This window comes from Priestia sp. SRI_019, from assembly GCF_057586255.1.
This window is the reverse complement of the sequence record NZ_JBYCZN010000001.1, coordinates 1,337,465-1,356,336: the sequence shown is the minus strand read 5'-3', so window position 1 is coordinate 1,356,336 and position 18,872 is coordinate 1,337,465. Positions and strand designations below refer to the sequence as shown.

The following is an 18,872-nucleotide window of genomic DNA, read 5'->3' as shown; positions in this document are numbered from 1 at the left end:
GACTAGCCAGCTACTTCCTTCACCGCTACTAAATTCCTAATAAAACATCCACATTTTATTTCAACTGTGCTACATTTAACTAAAAATGCTTTCTTAATGAGGGACACGATTGTGAATTTAGATTTAACCGCTTATATAACGCTTATCTGTACGTCTGGTGTTCTTAATTTATACTTGTGTTTTTACGTATTTATTAAACGTCACCACTACAGCAATATTGCGTATTTATTTATTCTTCATACGGGTTTCACCGCCGTTTATTGTATGGGTGCGGCATTCAGCTTGCTATCCGTTAATCTTGAGGAAATGAAATTTTGGACCGTTATTCAATACGTAGGCATGCCTTTTTCGCCTCCTGCAGGGCTGCTGTTTGTTATGCAGTATGTCGGCATAAAGGTGAGGAAAAAACATATTTTTGCCCTTTTTATCATTCCGTTTATTAGTTTGATTATGGTCACAACGAATGACTGGCATCACCTTCATTACCGCGTGTTTGAAATTGCTCCCGTTTTAGGTGCACCTTACGTTCATCAAGAAATTGGACCATGGTATACGATCCACGGCATGTTCATCTTTTCGTCTATGTTCGTTGCTTTTTTGCTGGCCGTTTATCGCTGGAAAGAAACAGCCAAAGCTTACCGCCTGCAGTTAATTGCATTAATGGTCGGGCAATTAGTCCCTATCGTCACAGCTTTTGTCTATTTAATGGGCTTTACGCCGCAGGGAATTGATCCAGTTCCGATGGTTTTATGGGTTTCTTCTTTTTTATATTTATGGTCCATTAACTCATCGCGTATGTTTACGGTTATGCCCGTTGCGAAAGATGCGATATTTAACAGCATCAATGACGGTGTTATCGTGCTTGATGAAGCTTACAGATTAATTGAATTTAACTTAGCGTCGAAGAACATGTTTCCGCAGCTGAAAAAAGCGATGTTCGGAAAACGTTTTGCTGATATTTGGTTCACGCTATCGGGCAGTTCATTTCCTTTTACATTAGAAAATAAAAACAGCAGTCAAGAACTGCAGCTTTTTTCTGGGGATCAATCTCAGTATACGTATCAAGTTCGCACCTCTCCTTTGCAGTATGCCAACAACAGTCACGGCTTGCTGCTTATTTTTACGGATATCACGGAGCTAAAAAGACTTCAGCTAAAGCTTGAAAATCAAGCTTATTACGATGAGCTGACGCAAATTTATAATCGCAGAGCATTTTTTCAGCACAGCAAGCAAGCATTCGATGAAGCAAAAAAGTCCGCATCTTCTTTCATGCTTCTTTTACTTGATATTGATTATTTTAAAAAAGTGAACGATACGTATGGTCATTATACCGGCGATCAGGTGCTTGTACATGTCGTAAAAGCCTGTCAGTCCGTATTACCGCAAGGAGCGCTTTTTGCTCGGTACGGCGGTGAAGAATTTGTACTCGCGCTAAAGGGCTATACTTTATCCGAAGGCGAAACGCTTGCTGACCAAATTCGCCGTCACGTTGAGACTCAGCCCTTACTGATTAATGAAAAAACCATTTCTGTTACGCTAAGTCTTGGAGTAGCACAAGCGCAAAAACAAGAAAATGAAACGTTAGATGAGCTGTTGAACAAAGCAGATATCGCCCTGTACGCTGCCAAACAACATGGACGCAACCAAGTACGTATATATAAAGAGATAAAAGAAATCTTAAAAAGAACCTAAACAGCACTGTTTCGGTTCTTTTTGCTTTTGACTAACATTCTTTCATTTATCAAGTGAAAGTGTTAAAAGACTTGATTTTATCTATGTATTTGCGAGTAGATTATCCTATAAACTATACGTAGATCAAAAAAAGGAGAGATACAGATGAAGGTTACACATATTCGTAACGCTACTCTAATTGTTAAATACGGAGGAAAAACATTTTTAATTGATCCTATGTTAGCGGAGAAAGGCACGTATCCTCCTTTCCCAAATTCGATCAGACAAGATCAAAACAACCCTTTAGTGAACTTACCGATATCCGTTGAAGAGATTATTGATGGTGTAGATGCGGTTATTGTCACTCACCTCCATTTAGACCATTTTGACGATGCGGCTAAGCAGGCTTTGCCAAAAGACATCAAAATGTTCGTTCAAAATGAAGAAGATGCCACAGCAGTAAAAGAAGCTGGTTTTAAAAATGTAGAAGTACTTACGCAAAACACGGTTTTTGAAGGCGTTGAATTAATCAAAACAAAAGGTGAACACGGAAGAGGAGAAATTTTAAAGCGTACTGGTTTAGTGTGCGGCGTTGTTTTTAAACATAAGAGTGAAAAAACCCTCTATGTAGCTGGAGATACGGTATGGTATTCCGCTGTTGAAGAAGAAATCAATACACATAAACCCGACGTTATTGTCGTAAACGGCGGCGATAATCAATTTTTAGAAGACGGTTCTCTTGTGATGGGGAAAGAAGATATTTATCAAGTTTTTAAAGCGGCCCCTCATGCTACGATTATTTCTGTCCATATGGAAGCTGTAAATCACTGGACGCTATCAAGAGAAGAATTAAAAAGCTGTATCACAGAAAAAGAAATGGCGTCCCGTGTTTTTGTTCCAGATGATGGCGAAGTTTATACTTTTTAAGAGAAAAGCTGACATAAAAGTATTCTAGTTGAATGTAAATCCGAACGAGGAATCAAGATTCTTGATGGAGAATCAACTTCGTTCGGATTTTTTCATCGGTATGGTGAACGTAGGTTTCATGTATATGGGTACTTCTAGCGGTTGATTGGAGGGCAAGGCGAAGACTCCTGCGGGAAAAGCGGAACAGGTGAGACCCCGCAGGAGCGTAAGAGACGAGGAGGCTCAGCGGCCGCTCGCGGAAAGCGAAGCCTTGCACGGAAATCAACCGCGGTGTTATAAGCGGTTCAGCTCATTTATTCCATTGGTTCATCTTTAGGTTAGATTCATATAGTTATGCCTCAGCCTCTTTTTATAGCCGTTTCATTTATCACGTAGTAGTCGTAGTAGCAACTGCTGAAGTGCTCGCAATAACCGCTAGCATAGCCGCTTGCTGGGCTTGAATAATCGTTTCAATCGTTGTATAGATGCCTGTTTCGACCAGTCTAGAATCCTTTAGCTTTTCACTGATAACCAGATTAACCGCCAGCATAACATTGATGTCTTTCTGCCACTTAAAAAGTTTATCTGCATTCAGCTGCTTTACCACGTCATAAATAATTTCAATTTCAGCTCCCGGTTTTTCAAACAGTGCTAATAAGCCAAGAACCGGATAATGCATTGCTTTTACTTTCATACCTGCCGATTCACAGATTTCTTTTACTGCTAGGCATCTTTCAATAAGTGTATCTCCATGTAAGTTTTTATCGATTGCGAGAATATGACTTAAAAATTGAAGGTCATTCCCTCTTTTAAATCCATGCTGCCCCAATGTGGTATAGAAGCGTTCAATTTCATGCATCAAATCATCAACAGACTCGCTCGTTTCAGCTAATAAAACGGCAAGAGGTACATCACCGCTTGATGTGAGAAAGAGATGCTTTTTTTTCATACCTTGATAAATTTCTATTGACCTTCGCACCATTTCTTTATGACTTCGACTTGACTCATTCGACAGCATAGCGGAAGCTGCGATATACGTAAATGCGCCTCTGGTAAATCCGCCTTGTACCAATTGATCATATACATCCAGAAATTCATGAAACGTTTCTTGTGGATTCTCATAGCGGGTATCTAGCATGGCTGCGATCGTAAACCGCTGCGATGATTTTAATGTAGAAAACATTCCTACTTGATTTTTAATATAGTCACTTAACTCAATATAAGGCTGAAGCTGAAGCGATTTGCCTTTCACTGCATACATAGAAGCGATAGCCATAAACTGCTTCGGATCTGTCACTTTCCATTTGAGTTCATTTTTTAAGCTGATATAAAAACCTCGATACTGATCTACTTTTTGTTGAATCGTTTCCGGTAGCATATCAACACGTCCTTTATTTGTCGTTAGCTTATATACGTAACACTTTAATAAAAGTTTCAATATTCGGTAAATAAGCCGTACATTTATGACAATACGAAAAAGACCTCAGGATATCCCAAGGTCTTTTTTCTTTCAGCTTTATTTATTAACCTCTTCCCGCTTGGAAAGAAGGATATTTTGTCATACCGCCATCAGCAAATAGCGTAATACCTGTTACGTAGCTTGCTTGTGATGATGCTAAGAATGCTGCCACTGATGCGATTTCTTCTGGATTGCCGATATAGCCCATTGGAATCATGCTTTCTACGTCTGCACGCTGTTCTGGATCTGCAAATTTTTCAGCGTTAATTGGCGTATCGATTGCACCTGGTCCAATGTTATTTACACGGATACCTTTTGGCGCATATTCAAGAGCCAATGTTTCCGTCATTAATTTCATACCGCCTTTACTTGCTGCATAGTGAACAAATAGTGGCCAAGGAATCATTTCGTGAACGCTGGACATGTTAATAACGTTTCCTTTAATGTCATTTTCAACAAAATATTTAATCGCTTCGCGGCTTCCTAAAAATGCGCCCGTTAAGTTTGTATCGATTACTTGATTCCAGTTTTCTAATGATAATTCATGTGAAGGAACCGGGTTTTCAACACCAGCATTATTAATCATAACGTCTAATGTGCCAAACTCTTTAACAGCTGTCTCTACAAGATTCACAACGTCTTCTTCTTTTGTTACGTCGCCTCGAACCACAATTGCTTGACCGCCAGCTTGTTCAATTTCTTTTTTTACTTCTAGCGCTTCATCTTCATTGCTGCGGTAGTTTACAACCACTTTTGACTGCTCTTGACCAAAACGAACGGCCATTGCGCGACCCAATCCTTTTGATCCGCCTGTTACAACTACTACTTTATTTTTTAAATCTGTATACATCTTGAAGTCCTCCTACTTTTCCTGCGTGATATGTCTCGCTATACTGTACTAATTAAAGATACAGTTTAGGTTTTAAAAAGAGAATAAACATTTCTCTATCTCTTCTTTTTTAAACTGTCATTCCTTTGAAAAACAGCAAATTCACCTTTGCTTCTTTCGTTACTTATCGTAACCAAGAGAAATAAAGTAGTCAAACTTTTTGTTTTATCATTCTTATTATTTATTTTTATCACTTACTCTCTTCATCTCTATTCCCCACAAGATGTGGTTTCACATTTCCAATTAACACCACTTCAAAAGTTTAAACTTTTTCCCTTGCAATTCTTAAATCAATGTATTATATTGTTGATGTATCAATTATTGATACGTCAAACAATTGTCCACAATCAAAAATATGGAAATGACAATAAATACGTTTAACGCCTAAAAAGAAAGGAATAATGACTATGACTATAAAAGACTTTAACGAAATTACTTTAAAACGTCGTTCAATTAAAAAATATGATCCTTCAGTAAAAATCAGCCGTGAGGAAATGGAAGAAATCCTTACAGAAGCTATGCGCGCTCCTTCTTCTGTTAATATGCAGCCGTGGCGCTTTGTTGTAATTGAAACACCTGAAGGAAAAGAAAGATTAGCTAAACTTGCGAAATTTAACAGTGAACAAGTTCATACATCTTCAGCTGTTATTGCCGTGTTTGGTGACATGAACAACGTTGAATATGCAGATGAAATTTTCGGCAAAGCCGTTGAGCTTGGCTATATGCCTCAGGATATTAAAGAACAGCAGCTAAATTTCTTTAAGCCGATTTACGAAAACATGCCAAAAGCAGATATGAAAGACATCGTTTTAATAGATTCAGGTCTTGTATCTATGCAGCTTATGCTTGTTGCTCGCGCTCACGGATATGATACAAATCCAATCGGCGGATACGAAAAACACTTAATCGCAGAAGAATTCGGTTTAGATAAAGAACGTTATCTTCCAATTATGCTTATCTCAATCGGGAAAGCAGCAAGCGAAGGCCATGCTTCTTACCGTTTACCGGTCAATACGGTTACAACTTGGAAATAAGCAGCAGCTAGTTCTATTTAGTAAATAAAGAACTAAAAATGTGAAGTAAAAGGAGATTTTCTGATGAATAACTATCAAGAACTTACAAAAAAACAGCTTTCATTCTTTAATAGCGGTAAAACAAAAGACGTTGCGTTCCGTATCGAAACGCTAAAGAAATTAAGAGACCTTGTCGTGCGTCATGAAGACGACATTTTAAAAGCAGTAAAAGCTGACCTTAACAAACCAGAAATGGAAGCAAAACGTGCAGAAGTTGGTCTTGTGCTAAGTGAAATCGACTTTGCAGTTGAGAATCTTGCAGAATGGTCAGCGCCAAAAGAAGTAGAAACACCATCTACTCACGCAGGAGCCAAAAGCTACATTTATCAAGATCCATACGGTTTAGCTTTAGTGATTGCACCCTGGAACTATCCGTTCCAACTTGCTGTATCGCCAGTAGTAGGCGCGATTGCTGCAGGTAACTGCGTGGTGTTAAAGCCTTCTGAATTAACACCTCATACGTCAAGCCTTCTTGCTAAGATGTTTAATGAAAACTTCCCTGAAGAATACTTGACGGTAGTCGAAGGTGAAGTGGAAACAAGCACGGCTTTATTAAAAGAAAACTTTGATTACATCTTCTTTACAGGAAGTACAATGGTCGGCAAAATTGTAGCAGAAGCTGCAGCTAAACATTTAACGCCTGTTACGCTAGAACTAGGCGGAAAAAGTCCTACAATTGTACACGAAGATGCTAATATTGAAGAAGCAGCTAAACGTATTGCGCGCGGTAAATTTGCAAATGCTGGCCAAACTTGCGTAGCGCCAGACTACATTCTTGTTCAGCGAAATGTAAAAGACGAGCTGCTAGCTAACCTAAAACAAGTCGTAACAAACACGTACGGCGAAGATGTTTCACAAAATCTAGACTTCCCTCACGTAGTGAGCGAGAAGCATTTTGATCGTCTTAACAGCTTCTTAACAAACGGAGATATCGTTTTTGGAGGCAAAACAGATCGTTCTCGTCTGTTTATTGAACCAACTGTTCTTGACAACATCTCATGGGAAGACAATGTGATGCAAGATGAAATCTTTGGACCAATTCTTCCAGTCATCGTATACGATGAAATCTCAGAAGTCATTGAAGCAATCGTAAAACGTCCAAAACCATTGGCACTTTATCTTTTCTCTGAAGATGAAGCAGTCCAAGATCACATCTTACACAGCGTGTCATTCGGCGGCGGTTCTATTAACGATACAATTAACCACATGACGTCTCACTACCTTCCATTTGGCGGCGTTGGTGACAGCGGAATGGGTGCGTATCACGGAAAAGCAAGCTTTGATACATTTTCACATGCTAAAAGCATCTTAAAACGTTCAAATAAATAAGTAAAAAGCCGAAGTCAACGTCTGACTTCGGCTTTTTTATTCCTTCATCTGTTTGGCGATTTGATCATATTGCTCTTCTTTTTTTGTAGAAACCGCTAAATCACAAAGAATATGTAAAAAGTACTTTTTATCTTGAACAAATAAATACTCTTCTTCAAAGCCTTTAGAAATGTATACGGCAAACTCCCAAATATCGTCGTAATAAGCCGGCCCAATGGCCTCAGCGAGATTTCCAAGCGTTTTGAGCAGCTCCATCGTAATGATAATATTCCGTCTCGCATAGTGCCGGATATTAGCGAATCCATCATATAAAAAGTCCTCAAATTTTTTATCAGGAATCACCATTCGTATCACGCCGCTGTCATCCACTAAATAAGAAGAAAATTGACTGGCTTCACAAATTTCCCGAAGAATATCGCTAATTTGATGAATGGAGTTAACCGCCGTTTTGAAATCATCATTCCCTAGTGATTTAACTGCCATCTCTACAAACTTCGTAATGATATACGTAGTATCCTGAATATCAGTCTGAGATTTCCCTACATGGATATATTGGTGAAAGACGGTACAGTCCATTTCATCGTGCTCCGTCGAATCTCTATGCCAATAATAAAACAATACGGTTCCGCTGAGCACATAATCCCCTACTTCACGCTCCATTTTTATCACTAAATTATGCTCTTTGGCACAGTGGATCAATTGACTGTAGTTCAACGTTTGAATATAGCCGGATGTTTGAATACATACCGGCTTTTTCTCTCCTTCTGGAAAAGAAAATTGTTCGCTATGACTAGACTGCGTTCGATGAATCTCCAGTTCCTCGCGAATCGTTGTCTTAATCGCTTTTATGGACGCTGTTTTCATCGATTGAGTCATATGATTTACTTGCAGCCACTTAACAGAATGATTAATAAAGTAGACAAACGTGCCCGCACTAAAAACAGAAAGGGCTGTCGTCACAAAGGGAATTGCAAAATATCCGTCTACTTGAGAGCTGTTTAAAAACAGAAAGACAAAAAGTGTATATAAAAAACTCCCTATAAAAATGCCCAGAATTCGCTGAGTAGATTTTGAAGAAGCAAAGTTTTTTAATACGCGAGGAGAAAACTGAGCTGCAAATGATGTAAACACAACGAGCATTAAGTTAAAGGTAAACGTCGTAATTGATAAAATTCCGGGCATAATCGTACTCACTAACGTATTGGTTAAATCCATGTTGATCGAAAAAAATGAAGGAACCTTCTCTCCTACTTTGCAATAATAGTCAAGAAACAGCGTCAATGCGGCTAAAAGAACAGAAAAGAAAGCATAAATTAAGGGACTAAACCAGATTTGACTAGTTAACTCATCTTTAAACGCACGAGGAGAGAGCTGTTTCCTTGCCGCTATCCATCTAAATGTATTCATATAAAACCTTCCTTTTTATTTGTAAATCTCTAACTTTTTTCTTAGTTCCCTAATTTTTTTTGAATATGCTTATACAATGGAAAAAATCTTTTTTTAAGATATAGGCACACAAAGCAAAAAAGAGGTTGGAATACCCCTAATTATTCGATCTAAATACATACAAATAGGATACAGGAGCTGAACCGCTCGTGACGCCGCCATTGATTTCCGTGCAAGGCTTCGCTTTCCGCGGGCGGCCGGTGAGCCTCCTCGTCGCTTGCGCTCCTGCGGGGTCTCACCTGTTCCGCTGTTCCCGCAGGAGTCTTCGCCTTGCCCTCCAATTAACTGCTTGAAGTAACTGAATGAATATATGAAAGCTATGTTCACCATACAAACAAAAAATCCGAACGCGTTGGATTCTCAATCAAGAATCCATCTCGTTCGGATTTTCTTTCAACTAACCTAATTTTATCTCAGCCTCTTTTAACTCTTATCTTTTTACCAGCCTCGGCTCGCTCCGCCGCCTCCGGAGCTGCCGCCTCCCCCTCCGCGAGGACCGCTTCCACTGCCGCCACCTCCGCCGCCTCTTCCTCCAAACATGACAAGGAAGTTTAGCAGAAATTGAGTGATAGCTCCTTTAAAAAAGACAAAGTCAAGGATAAGCAAGCCCACAATAACAGCTGCAATCAGCAGCGTTTGAAGCGCTGTGAAATGAACACCGCTATCGGAAGGCGGAGATGCTTTTGGCACTTTTTGTTCAAAATCTTTTCCTAAATCATACTCTTTCACGACTTGGTTATAAACAGCTTTGTATGTGCTTTCTAGTGCCGTATCGTATTTGCCATTTTTTAAGTTAGGAATAGCATAAGAATCTAAAATTTCTCCCGATTTGATATCGGTGATAGCTCCTTCTAACCCGTATCCTACTTCGATTCGAATTTTTCGTTCTTTTTTAGCGAGCAAAATAAGAACACCATTGTTCAGCTTTTTATCACCAAGTTTATACTTTCGAAACGCTTCATTCGCGTACTCTTCTACATCCGCATCACCTAATGAATTCACGGTAAGAATCGCTACCTGAGCTTTCGTTTCATCATCCAATTTTCTGCCCATTTGGTTTATTTCAGCTTTTTCCTGATCGTTTAATAGATGAGCAAAATCCTGAACATAAATATCGCCTACCGGATTTGGAATATCAGGTGCAGCAAAAGCAACGCTTACCATATTACATAAAAGAGACAATAATAAAGCAAACGAAGCAAGAAATTTCATCACTTATCGCTCCCAAAATCAACTTTCGGCGCTTCTTTTTCTTCATTGGTCACTTCAAAATATGGCTTTTTTTCAAAGCCGAACGTACCCGCTAACATGCTTTTAGGAAATCTCTTAACCGATTTATTATATTTTGCAACTTCATCGTTGTAGTCTTTACGCGCTACAGCGAGTCGATTTTCCGTTCCTTCTAAACTGTCCATTAAGCTTCTGAAGTTTTCATTCGCTTTTAAATCCGGATATTTTTCAACAACTACAAGCAGGCGGTTTAACGCGCCGCTTAACTGTTGATTAGCATCAGCTTTGTCTTCAGGAGTTTTAGCTCCCGCTAGCTGCGCTCTTGCCTGAGTGACTGAATCAATTGCTTCCTGCTCATGCTTAGCATAGCCTTTGACCGTTTCCACTAAGTTCGGAATTAAATCAGCTCTTCTTTTTAGTTGATTATCTATTTGGGAAAATTTATTATCTACATCTTCCTCGGCGCTAACGAGACTGTTGTAAGAGCTCACTCCGTAAATCACAACAATTCCTAACCCTAAAATCACAACAATCGCTATCCCGATGAGCGTAGCAATCGAACCTTTGTTTTTCAATGTACTACCTCTTTTCTTCATCAAAATTATGTATCTACTTACTAGTACGAATCACGCTCTAAAAAGATTCATTTTTTACCATTTTTTTGTATTGAACGTATAAGGAAGACATCTCCTAACAATCAACCCTTCTATAAATAAAGTGAAATGCTTTTCTCTACCTAGTCTTTCTATCCATTCGCACATATAACCTTCTCGATTTTATCTTGTTTCACAATAGAAAAAAGGAATACCTCTTGGCTATTCCTTTTTCTGCTTAAGACCACCCTTCAATCTTGTATGCGACTCGGTGAAATTCAGGAACCGTTACAAATTGATAGTCGTTTTTTATTAAATATTTAATAAGTTTCGGCAATGAAGCAACAATTTGATCCCGCGCTCCGCTGCCGTATCGATCCCCGTCGTGCATGACAATAAGATTCTTTTCTTGTAGATTTTTAATCGTATATTTGCATATGACCAATGGATCTTCTTCACGCCAATCCTGACTATCTACATTCCATAGAACAGACGTCATTCCCAATTCCTTAATAGCAGCAAGAGCTGTATCATTTATCGAACTGTAAGGTGCACGAAATAGCTTGGGAGAATAACCTATTATTTTCTCTATTTGAGCATTTGTAGAAGTGATTTCTTTCCATAATTCACGTTTAGAAAGAGTTGTAATATCAGGATGACTCCACGTATGATTTCCAATTACGTGCTTTTCTCTATGAATACGTTGGATCAGCTTTGGAAATCTTTCTACTTCCGAACCAACGACAAAAAAGGTCGCACGTACATTATATCTCTTTAGAATTTTTAAAATAGCAGCCGTGTAAGCTGAGGGGCCATCATCAAACGTTAACGCAACGTACCTTGGTGAATTTTGATTCATGTTTTCTCCCCTTATATAAAATAGATATAGAAATAAACCCCTCAATTTGTGGGTGTAAGCTGAGGGGCTTTTACGACGAGACAATTTTTAAGAGATGATGTTATATCTTTTTCTGCATGTAATAGCGCTATAGGTAATAGATTTGTTCAAAAGAACTCGCCAAGTAGTCAAATCCACGAGGGCGCAGTGTTTCGAACTGCTGAATAATTTTTATTCTTTCCTCTGATCCTCCTGGGAGATCGTAAAGTTTCGTCACGGGCTGTCCACTATTTAAATATTCAATGATTCTAAACAGCATGACGCGAAAAGCATGTTTAAATTCCTTATATTCATCAGGAAAACGCTTCTCCAGCGCTTTATATTCAACTAATGTTTTATGCATATGCATAAACGGAAGCTCTTTCCATTCAAGAGAGAGGATAAGAACGTCTATATTAGGATGTTTTTTAACGAAACGATAGTGATTTCCCCATTGTTCTTTTACTTTTCGCTTAGACATACCGTGTTCTTGGTGATAAGCAACCGTAGAGGAATCTAAAACAAATTGTGCACCATTCTTATATAAACGATATCCAAGCTCCCAGTCTTCTGCCCCGTAGCCGACAAAAGTCTCATCAAAATAGCCGGATTTCTTTAATTGCGCTTTTCTTACGGATACATTTCCACTTAAAAACGCGATATACGGTAGCGTAAATCCTTCAAGTCGCTCTCCGAAATGTTTTAGCCCGCTGTTAAGGAAATAACGATTGGGAAATGATAAACGTTGAAAACGGTTTGTATCAATGTCTTCTTTTTTTACCAGAGGACAAGGAACATTTGAATGCTGCTTCGTCTGTTCATAGTTTTCATACAATCTTCTATACTCAGGATCCCTGCCGACTAGTTCTTTCAAGTGAGCCACTTGATCTTCATTATAGTCTGGCATAATAAACGTGTAAACTCCTTCATAATGCATAGCTCCGGTAACCACAAGATTGGATTCATGCACATGATGTTTATAGTGATTTTCAATAAAAGCAGGAGGTGCCAGCATTTCTCCGTCTAAAAAGATTAAAAGATCTCCTTCAGCATGATTAATTCCTATATTACGTACCGAGGAACGCCCTTTATTTTGTTTCATTTGAATATATTTAAATTTGAACGGGACATCCGCTTCTTTTAAAATGTCGGGCGTATTATCAGAAGAAGCGTCATCCACTAGAATGACTTCATACTCAGCTTGAGGAAACGTTTGTTTTGATAAACTATAAAGCGAAAGAGAGGTTTGATGATACTTATTATACGTAGGCATAATGATACTAACTTTAATAGGATGTTTGTGATTATTTTTTATGCTCATTTTATATAATGAATTGTCTATTTTACTCCTTTTGTTTTTAGGCTCTTTTAAGGGTTTAAGATTCTTTTCTTTCTTTTTAATATAGTATTTTCCATCGTAACGGTTGTAATAAGAATCATACAAGTCTATTTTAATCATCCTTTCTCTGTTTTTCCCCTATATACTATTCAAAAAGTGACAAGGTGCTTGTACAATACGTAAAAAGTTTTAGAAAAGGCGTATATAATAGATTCGCAAACTCTGGTAGATCATTCTATTGAATTAGAAACACATTCTCTTATCATAAATAAGTGTTCTACTTCTCAGCATAAAAAAGCTGCTTACAACTTCATACGTTATAAGCAGCTCCCTTTTATAGCTGATTTCCATATACCCCATCAATATTCGCAACAGCCGTTTGATCAAATATATCTGCATCCATATTTGTATTTTTCATTCGCGCACAAGCAGCTTAAATGTCTCCATACGTTGAGTTGATTCCAACAGATTTAACATCCGCTGTGTGTTCGTTGTGAAGGACTTCTCCAAAATTCATTGATCCGTTTCTCGCCATACCATTAATTCTCGTGTTACAGATGTTAATAACTCCTGCCATGACCATACCACCTTTTCTTAAAATGAATTCGTACATCGTATGCTGTGACAAGCCTATGTGTGAAAAGTTTTCAAGAAGTGAAAAGCAAGGTACAAATACTAGTGAAATTATTCATTTCACCCTGCTTCACCCAAAGTTTCCACATGTTTTTATGCTTTTTCTGTTACAATAAATGCATAAGTTATTTTTCATCCATATTGTTTGAAGGAGGATACGTAATATGGACGAACCAAAAGATATTCAACCTAAAGTAGAAAAAAGTTTCGAACTGATTGGCAAGAAGTGGACAGGATTAATCATTTATGTACTTATGAGTGGTCCTAAACGCTTTAGTGAATTAAATGAAAGTATACCAGCCTTAAGCAGAAGGCTTTTGACAGAACGGATTAAAGAGCTTGAAGACCACGGAATCGTTGTCCGAAATGTCATTCCAGATCGCCCTATTCGCTCTGAATATTCGCTGACTCAAAAAGGAACAGAGTTAGGCAAAATATTAGGGCCGATTAGCCAGTGGGCAGAAAGCTGGGTCCAAGATTAATAAAACTACTCCATAGAAAGGATGAGCATCATGGCAAATGTTCTCTATATTACTGCACACCCTTTAGCTGAAGACGAATCACTTAGCATGGCTGTTGGGAAAGAATTTATTGACGTGTATAAACAAACACATCCAGAAGATGATGTGGTTCATTTAGATTTATATCAAGCAGATATTCCATACTTAGATGCAGACGTATTTAACGGCTGGAAAAAGCTTCGTTCTCACTCTTCCATCCAGGATTTATCAACGGATGAACGATTAAAAGTGGGACGATTAGCTGAACTAGGCGGACAGTTCGTACTCGCTGACAAATATATTTTTGTCACGCCAATGTGGAATTTCTCTGTTCCTGCGATTATGAAAACGTACATTGATGCGATTACCGTGTCAGGTAAAACCTTTACATATACAAAAGAAGGCGCTCAGGGATTGCTTAAAGGAAAAAAAGCGATTCACATTCAATCCCGCGGAGACGTGTATTCAGAAGGCCCTGAAATGGCAAGAGAAATGGGCCATCGCTATTTAGAAATCATGATGGACTTCTTTGGAATTGAAGCGTTTGAAAGCATTATTATTGAAGGGCAAGTAAAATTCCCGGATCAAATTCCGCAAATTAAAGAAAAAGCACTCCAAAAAGCCCATTCAATGGCCAAAACGTTTTAAATTCAATAAAAATCAAAAAGACCTCGAAGCAGATCGAGGTCTTTTTCTTTACTCTTCCCTCCCTTATATTTCCCTTGAAATAATGATCACCTTCCTGCTCGTTTTACGTTGAAAATAGATTTAAAGGAAAGATGAAACGCTGTTATTTTTTGTTACTATTAATAACGAACAACACAAAAACACATGATTTTTCTTTTGCTTTTTTTAATTATCTACGTTCAAAAAAGATAGTTCCTCCAAATGAATAACGTTTAAAATCACGCTTTAAAATGAAATAAACCTTTGTTTTTAAAGGTTTTAGCCACAAAATCTAAAAGCATAATACTCTTAAAAACGCTTGTGAATATGATAAAACCCAATAAAAAACCTTTGACTAAATTTGTTACGTAAGTTACTATTAATAACGTAGTAGATGTTTTCGAACATATTATCTTTAATTCATGAAACAACATTTATATATTGAAGACGGAAAGGTGAAAAGAATTATGGCAAAAGTATTATATATTACAGCAAACCCTAACGATGCTACGCAATCATTCAGTATGGCTGCAGGAGACGCATTTATTAGCGAGTATAAAGAAGTAAACCCAACGGATGAGGTTGTTCACGTTAATTTATATCAAGAACATATCCCTCACATCGACGGCGATGTATTCAGCGGATGGGGTAAACTTGGAAGCGGCGCAGAATTTGACGCGCTTACTCCTGAAGAACAGCGCAAAGTTGCTCGTTTAAACGAATTAAGTGATCAATTTGCTCAAGCGGATAAATACGTATTTGTTACACCAATGTGGAACTTCTCATTCCCACCGGTAATGAAAGCATACTTAGATGCTGTAGCAGTAGCTGGAAAATCATTTAAATATACAGCAGAAGGTTCTGTTGGTCTATTAACAGATAAAAAAGCGTTCCATATTCAAGCAAACGGCGGTATTTATTCTCGCGGCCCTGCTGGTGAACTGGAAATGGGTCACCGCTATATGCGCATTATGATGAACTTCTTCGGCGTTCCATCTATCGGAAGCCTATTTGTAGAAGGACAGGCTGCAATGCCAGATAAAGCACAAGAAATTAAAGAGGACGGCATTGCTCGCGCTAAAGAAGCTGCACGTACATTCTAATAACAAATATAAGCATAAAAAAAAGGAACATCTCCCCGTGTTCCTTTTTTTGTGCTTACATTTATATCTTTGCTTCCCCGCGCAGCAGCGAATAAACATATGTATCAAATGGGATGCCGTCTTGGTACATGTACTCTCTTAATGTTCCTTCTTTTTTAAATCCTACTTTGCTTAACAAAGCGATAGATCCGCTATTTTGCGTAAATACAATCGCTCCTATACGATTGTATTGAAGTTCGTGGAAGCCATAAGAAATCGCTTCATGAACGGCTTCTGTTGCGTATCCTTTGTTCCAATACTCCGGAAAAAGAGCATAGCTTACGTTTGCTTTCTCATGCCCAGGAGACCACTCTTGAAACCCTATTGTTCCAATCAGCTTTTCTTTTCCTTTTAGCTGAATCCCCCATTTAATCAATCGCTTTTCTTCGTAGCCTTTGGAAAAATTCTTAATGATCCCCTTTACTTGGTTGATCGATTCTAAAGCTTCTTGCCCGTAATAGCGCAGCACCTCTTCATCAGAAAAGCATTCTAAAATTTCACCCGCATCATCTTCTACAATTTTTCTTAATATCAGCCGTTTTGTCTCTAATTCCGGAAACATTTTCTTCCCTCTTTTCTGCGCAGCTTATCTATCTACGGTAAACCATACTATTCTCCTCTCAACTAGCAATATCCTGCTAAAACCTCACCCGGGAGGACTCATTTCCTATCCAAATAGTCGATTTACAGCGGAGATAGTGGTATTTTATATAGTGGACATAAGTTGATTTTTATCAGCACAGAGGCGGTGAACGTAGAAATGAACCCAGATAAAGAATTGCTGTCCACGATACACGCTCTTCAAAAAGAGCTTCAGCAAGAAAAAGAAAACCGTGCGTATATGCAAAAAGATATGGACGAACTCAGAAGCGCTTTATTACAATCAGAACAAGTAAAACAAAACTTAATTGATCAGCTAGAAAAGAAAGTTGATTTGATTTTAACGTTGATTCAAAAAGGAGACGCATAAAGGAATGGATTTTTTTAAAAACAGCAAAATACTATACACTATTGTAGCACTTGCGATTGCCCTCATCGCTGTATTTACCAACAATTCGCCTATTTCCCTCATTCAGCAGCATGAAAATTCAAGCAGTACATCGAGTAGCACGTCGGACACTACATCAAGCAACCAATGCTCTGCAGAGACTCAAAGCGACAGACTATTTACCGGCAAAGAACTTGTTTTACAAGAAGGAAATGATAAATACGGATATTGTCACATCGTCGCTCATATGCAACAACCAGGCGCAGACAATTACCATGGTAAAAGCCAGTTCAGCAAATACTTAAGTGAAAAACAAGCGATGTCGATTGCCGAAGAAGTAATCAATGAAGGTGACGATGGTACCAATAATAAATCTGGCAATTATGTTAAAGAAAAGTATATTAGTTCTTTAAACCAAGAAGTTAGAGTTGTGTATACCGACTACAGAGGCAAAGACTATGACTACAGTGTAACGACCATGTATCCAATAGGTCATTAACCCTAATATATGAAATGAAAAAAGCAGGCTCAAGCCTGCTTTTTTTCATTTCATTATCTACAGCTCTAGAAAGTTAATAATTGATTTAAAGTCTATTTGATATGTAAAAAATCCAACTTTAGACTATGAAATTTTGGAGATATGACAGTAGCACTTTTACTTCTTGGACATATTCTAAATATAAAAAAGAAACAGCCCCTTGCTTCTTTTTTAAGAAAGAGGTTAAAAAATGAGTAACAAGTACAAAGTTAGAAAAAACGTATTATCTCTTACAGACGCGGAAAAAAGAGATTTTATTCGTGCCGTGCTAATACTAAAGGAAAAAGGAATATATGACCGCTATATAGCCTGGCATGGTACAGCAGGTAAATTTCATACTCCTCCGGGCAGCGATCGAAATGCAGCACATATGAGTTCTGCTTTTTTGCCGTGGCATCGTGAATACCTTTTGCGATTCGAACGTGACCTTCAGTCGATCAATCCAGAAGTAACCCTTCCTTATTGGGAATGGGAAACGGATGCACAGATGCAAGATCCATCACAATCAAAAATTTGGAGCGCAGATTTTATGGGCGGAAACGGAAATCCTAAAAAAGATTTTATCGTCGATACCGGTCCGTTTGCAGCCGGACGCTGGACGACGATCGATGAGCAAGGAAATCCTTCTGGAGGGCTAAAACGTAATTTTGGCGCAACGAAAGAAGCACCTACACTCCCTACTCGAGATGATGTTCTTAATGCTTTAAAAATAACGCAATATGATACGCCGCCTTGGGGTATGACGAGCCAAAACAGCTTTCGTAATCAGCTTGAAGGATTTATTAACGGGCCACAGCTTCACAATCGCGTACACCGTTGGGTTGGCGGACAGATGGGTGTTGTACCTACTGCTCCGAATGATCCTGTCTTCTTTTTACACCACGCAAATGTGGATCGTATTTGGGCTGTATGGCAAATTGTTCATCGCAATCAAAACTATCAGCCGATGAAAAACGGACCATTTGGTCAAAACTTTAGAGATCCGATGTATCCTTGGAATACAACCCCTGAAGACGTTATGAACCATCGAAAGCTTGGGTACGTATACGATATAGAATTAAGAAAATCAAAACGTTCCTCATAACCCGTTCTAGAAACAGCGGTATACAATTTAGAACAGGTAACCCCCTTCCCTTCTGACATAACTTATAAGGCCACAAGCATTGTAAAACTCACTGCTACATTTCCATTCACCATAAAATATAGTTAATTAACCATAATTGGGCTGTGAATAAGCTTCATATGAGAACCTTCGAACATATGAATAAGTTATCAAAGCTTTATAAAAGTTTTATAAATGAAGGGAAGATATCAAAATGCATAATAACGTAAACGCACCTTTTAGTTCTAATGAAAATATGCCGTTCTCACCTGCTATGGCTCACCACGGCTATACTGCTCCTGCTTATGACCATATGATTCCACACTGCGGATACACAATGCCGGACTATGGATATATGGAATGTGGATATAGCGTTCCTTGCCACAGAGGTAATGGTTTTGCCATTATCATCGTACTGTTTATTTTACTCATTATTATTGGTGCATGTGGTTTCGGCTTCCATCACGATGATTGTTAACCTAAAAAACTCC

Annotated in this window: 22 protein-coding genes; 12 read left to right on the top strand and 10 right to left on the bottom strand. The window is 38.4% G+C overall.

From position 1 onward, the window contains the following. Positions 1 to 111 precede the first annotated feature (111 nt). From AC2YJL_RS07225 to AC2YJL_RS07215, 3 genes are all read left to right on the top strand, one after another. Positions 112 to 1,692 carry a histidine kinase N-terminal 7TM domain-containing diguanylate cyclase gene (locus AC2YJL_RS07225; RefSeq protein WP_251568588.1) on the top strand — a complete coding sequence of 527 codons (1,581 nt, stop codon included), beginning with the start codon at positions 112 to 114 and terminating at the stop codon, positions 1,690 to 1,692. A gap of 144 nt (positions 1,693 to 1,836) precedes the next feature. After that, complete coding sequence (locus tag AC2YJL_RS07220) at positions 1,837 to 2,598, top strand: MBL fold metallo-hydrolase (RefSeq protein WP_487374673.1); 762 nt, start codon at positions 1,837 to 1,839, stop codon at positions 2,596 to 2,598. A gap of 141 nt (positions 2,599 to 2,739) precedes the next feature. Beyond that, positions 2,740 to 2,877: a hypothetical protein gene (locus AC2YJL_RS07215; protein WP_195696410.1), complete on the top strand. Its 138-nt coding sequence runs from the start codon at positions 2,740 to 2,742 to the stop codon at positions 2,875 to 2,877. Positions 2,878 to 2,965: 88 nt separating this feature from the next. Here the strand turns inward: AC2YJL_RS07215 and AC2YJL_RS07210 are convergent, their stop codons facing one another. After that, entirely contained in the window at positions 2,966 to 3,955 is a 990-nt protein-coding gene (locus tag AC2YJL_RS07210) for a DUF4003 family protein (protein WP_487374672.1), read from the bottom strand. Positions 3,956 to 4,100: 145 nt separating this feature from the next. After that, positions 4,101 to 4,886, bottom strand: coding sequence for a glucose 1-dehydrogenase (gdh, locus tag AC2YJL_RS07205; protein ID WP_251568583.1), 786 nt, complete (start codon positions 4,884 to 4,886; stop codon positions 4,101 to 4,103). A 446-nt stretch (positions 4,887 to 5,332) separates the two neighbouring features. Between gdh and AC2YJL_RS07200 the strand changes: the two genes are divergently transcribed. Further along, positions 5,333 to 5,959 carry a nitroreductase family protein gene (locus AC2YJL_RS07200; RefSeq protein ID WP_195696408.1) on the top strand — a complete coding sequence of 209 codons (627 nt, stop codon included), beginning with the start codon at positions 5,333 to 5,335 and terminating at the stop codon, positions 5,957 to 5,959. A gap of 63 nt (positions 5,960 to 6,022) precedes the next feature. Then, the gene (locus tag AC2YJL_RS07195; protein ID WP_230933129.1) at positions 6,023 to 7,327 is read left to right on the top strand and encodes an aldehyde dehydrogenase; all 1,305 of its coding nucleotides are present in this window, start codon (positions 6,023 to 6,025) and stop codon (positions 7,325 to 7,327) included. Positions 7,328 to 7,363: 36 nt separating this feature from the next. Here the strand turns inward: AC2YJL_RS07195 and AC2YJL_RS07190 are convergent, their stop codons facing one another. From AC2YJL_RS07190 to AC2YJL_RS07160, 7 genes are all read right to left on the bottom strand, one after another. Further along, entirely contained in the window at positions 7,364 to 8,734 is a 1,371-nt protein-coding gene (locus AC2YJL_RS07190; protein ID WP_195696406.1) for a DUF2254 domain-containing protein, read from the bottom strand. A 93-nt stretch (positions 8,735 to 8,827) separates the two neighbouring features. Beyond that, entirely contained in the window at positions 8,828 to 9,103 is a 276-nt protein-coding gene (locus AC2YJL_RS07185) for a hypothetical protein (protein WP_230933130.1), read from the bottom strand. A gap of 108 nt (positions 9,104 to 9,211) precedes the next feature. Further along, the gene (locus AC2YJL_RS07180; protein WP_251568582.1) at positions 9,212 to 9,985 is read right to left on the bottom strand and encodes a TPM domain-containing protein; all 774 of its coding nucleotides are present in this window, start codon (positions 9,983 to 9,985) and stop codon (positions 9,212 to 9,214) included. Continuing rightward, positions 9,985 to 10,578: a LemA family protein gene (locus AC2YJL_RS07175; RefSeq protein ID WP_251568581.1), complete on the bottom strand. Its 594-nt coding sequence runs from the start codon at positions 10,576 to 10,578 to the stop codon at positions 9,985 to 9,987. Before AC2YJL_RS07175 ends, AC2YJL_RS07180 begins: the two co-directional genes overlap by 1 nt. Before the next feature lie 256 nt (positions 10,579 to 10,834). After that, positions 10,835 to 11,455: a polysaccharide deacetylase family protein gene (locus AC2YJL_RS07170; RefSeq protein ID WP_369361205.1), complete on the bottom strand. Its 621-nt coding sequence runs from the start codon at positions 11,453 to 11,455 to the stop codon at positions 10,835 to 10,837. A 127-nt stretch (positions 11,456 to 11,582) separates the two neighbouring features. After that, on the bottom strand, positions 11,583 to 12,932 hold the full coding sequence (locus AC2YJL_RS07165) for a glycosyltransferase family 2 protein (RefSeq protein WP_407818782.1): 1,350 nt from the start codon (positions 12,930 to 12,932) through the stop codon (positions 11,583 to 11,585). 313 nt (positions 12,933 to 13,245) lie between these two features. Next, positions 13,246 to 13,389, bottom strand: coding sequence for a spore germination protein (locus AC2YJL_RS07160; RefSeq protein ID WP_487374671.1), 144 nt, complete (start codon positions 13,387 to 13,389; stop codon positions 13,246 to 13,248). A 220-nt stretch (positions 13,390 to 13,609) separates the two neighbouring features. On the opposite strand from AC2YJL_RS07160, the gene AC2YJL_RS07155 reads away from it, so the two are divergent. The 3 genes from AC2YJL_RS07155 to AC2YJL_RS07145 all read left to right on the top strand — a co-directional run bounded on the left by AC2YJL_RS07155 (position 13,610) and on the right by AC2YJL_RS07145 (position 15,714). Next, entirely contained in the window at positions 13,610 to 13,927 is a 318-nt protein-coding gene (locus AC2YJL_RS07155; RefSeq protein WP_013058076.1) for a winged helix-turn-helix transcriptional regulator, read from the top strand. A gap of 30 nt (positions 13,928 to 13,957) precedes the next feature. Continuing rightward, a complete protein-coding gene (locus tag AC2YJL_RS07150) occupies positions 13,958 to 14,593 on the top strand; it encodes an FMN-dependent NADH-azoreductase (protein WP_028414603.1) in 636 nt (211 codons plus the stop codon). A 485-nt stretch (positions 14,594 to 15,078) separates the two neighbouring features. Continuing rightward, on the top strand, positions 15,079 to 15,714 hold the full coding sequence (locus AC2YJL_RS07145; protein WP_195696400.1) for an FMN-dependent NADH-azoreductase: 636 nt from the start codon (positions 15,079 to 15,081) through the stop codon (positions 15,712 to 15,714). Positions 15,715 to 15,775: 61 nt separating this feature from the next. On the opposite strand, the gene AC2YJL_RS07140 is transcribed toward AC2YJL_RS07145, so the two are convergent. Further along, positions 15,776 to 16,315, bottom strand: a complete 540-nt coding sequence (locus AC2YJL_RS07140; protein ID WP_251568578.1) for a GNAT family N-acetyltransferase — start codon at positions 16,313 to 16,315, stop codon at positions 15,776 to 15,778. A gap of 162 nt (positions 16,316 to 16,477) precedes the next feature. On the opposite strand from AC2YJL_RS07140, the gene AC2YJL_RS07135 reads away from it, so the two are divergent. The 4 genes from AC2YJL_RS07135 (at position 16,478) to AC2YJL_RS07120 (ending at position 18,859) form a co-directional block, all read left to right on the top strand. After that, the gene (locus AC2YJL_RS07135; RefSeq protein ID WP_230933134.1) at positions 16,478 to 16,723 is read left to right on the top strand and encodes a hypothetical protein; all 246 of its coding nucleotides are present in this window, start codon (positions 16,478 to 16,480) and stop codon (positions 16,721 to 16,723) included. Between the two features lie 4 nt (positions 16,724 to 16,727). After that, positions 16,728 to 17,240, top strand: a complete 513-nt coding sequence (gene lptC, locus AC2YJL_RS07130) for an LPS export ABC transporter periplasmic protein LptC (RefSeq protein ID WP_230933135.1) — start codon at positions 16,728 to 16,730, stop codon at positions 17,238 to 17,240. Positions 17,241 to 17,469: 229 nt separating this feature from the next. Beyond that, entirely contained in the window at positions 17,470 to 18,363 is an 894-nt protein-coding gene (locus AC2YJL_RS07125; RefSeq protein WP_369361206.1) for a tyrosinase family protein, read from the top strand. A 292-nt stretch (positions 18,364 to 18,655) separates the two neighbouring features. Continuing rightward, the gene (locus tag AC2YJL_RS07120; protein WP_372586384.1) at positions 18,656 to 18,859 is read left to right on the top strand and encodes a YjcZ family sporulation protein; all 204 of its coding nucleotides are present in this window, start codon (positions 18,656 to 18,658) and stop codon (positions 18,857 to 18,859) included. Positions 18,860 to 18,872: the final 13 nt, after the last annotated feature.

Excerpts from the sequence above, each read along its gene's own strand:
- AC2YJL_RS07120 (WP_372586384.1), top strand. The coding sequence starts at position 18,656 with ATGGCTCACCACGGCTATACTGCTCCTGCTTATGACCATATGATTCCA.
- gdh (WP_251568583.1), bottom strand. The coding sequence starts at position 4,886 with ATGTATACAGATTTAAAAAATAAAGTAGTAGTTGTAACAGGCGGATCA.
- AC2YJL_RS07195 (WP_230933129.1), top strand. The coding sequence starts at position 6,023 with ATGAATAACTATCAAGAACTTACAAAAAAACAGCTTTCATTCTTTAAT.
- AC2YJL_RS07140 (WP_251568578.1), bottom strand. The coding sequence starts at position 16,315 with ATGTTTCCGGAATTAGAGACAAAACGGCTGATATTAAGAAAAATTGTA.
- lptC (WP_230933135.1), top strand. The coding sequence starts at position 16,728 with ATGGATTTTTTTAAAAACAGCAAAATACTATACACTATTGTAGCACTT.
- AC2YJL_RS07155 (WP_013058076.1), top strand. The coding sequence starts at position 13,610 with ATGGACGAACCAAAAGATATTCAACCTAAAGTAGAAAAAAGTTTCGAA.
- AC2YJL_RS07170 (WP_369361205.1), bottom strand. The coding sequence starts at position 11,455 with ATGAATCAAAATTCACCAAGGTACGTTGCGTTAACGTTTGATGATGGC.
- AC2YJL_RS07160 (WP_487374671.1), bottom strand. The coding sequence starts at position 13,389 with ATGGCAGGAGTTATTAACATCTGTAACACGAGAATTAATGGTATGGCG.
- AC2YJL_RS07180 (WP_251568582.1), bottom strand. The coding sequence starts at position 9,985 with ATGAAATTTCTTGCTTCGTTTGCTTTATTATTGTCTCTTTTATGTAAT.
- AC2YJL_RS07165 (WP_407818782.1), bottom strand. The coding sequence starts at position 12,932 with ATGATTAAAATAGACTTGTATGATTCTTATTACAACCGTTACGATGGA.
- AC2YJL_RS07220 (WP_487374673.1), top strand. The coding sequence starts at position 1,837 with ATGAAGGTTACACATATTCGTAACGCTACTCTAATTGTTAAATACGGA.
- AC2YJL_RS07210 (WP_487374672.1), bottom strand. The coding sequence starts at position 3,955 with ATGCTACCGGAAACGATTCAACAAAAAGTAGATCAGTATCGAGGTTTT.
- AC2YJL_RS07185 (WP_230933130.1), bottom strand. The coding sequence starts at position 9,103 with ATGGTGAACATAGCTTTCATATATTCATTCAGTTACTTCAAGCAGTTA.
- AC2YJL_RS07190 (WP_195696406.1), bottom strand. The coding sequence starts at position 8,734 with ATGAATACATTTAGATGGATAGCGGCAAGGAAACAGCTCTCTCCTCGT.
- AC2YJL_RS07200 (WP_195696408.1), top strand. The coding sequence starts at position 5,333 with ATGACTATAAAAGACTTTAACGAAATTACTTTAAAACGTCGTTCAATT.
- AC2YJL_RS07125 (WP_369361206.1), top strand. The coding sequence starts at position 17,470 with ATGAGTAACAAGTACAAAGTTAGAAAAAACGTATTATCTCTTACAGAC.
- AC2YJL_RS07145 (WP_195696400.1), top strand. The coding sequence starts at position 15,079 with ATGGCAAAAGTATTATATATTACAGCAAACCCTAACGATGCTACGCAA.
- AC2YJL_RS07150 (WP_028414603.1), top strand. The coding sequence starts at position 13,958 with ATGGCAAATGTTCTCTATATTACTGCACACCCTTTAGCTGAAGACGAA.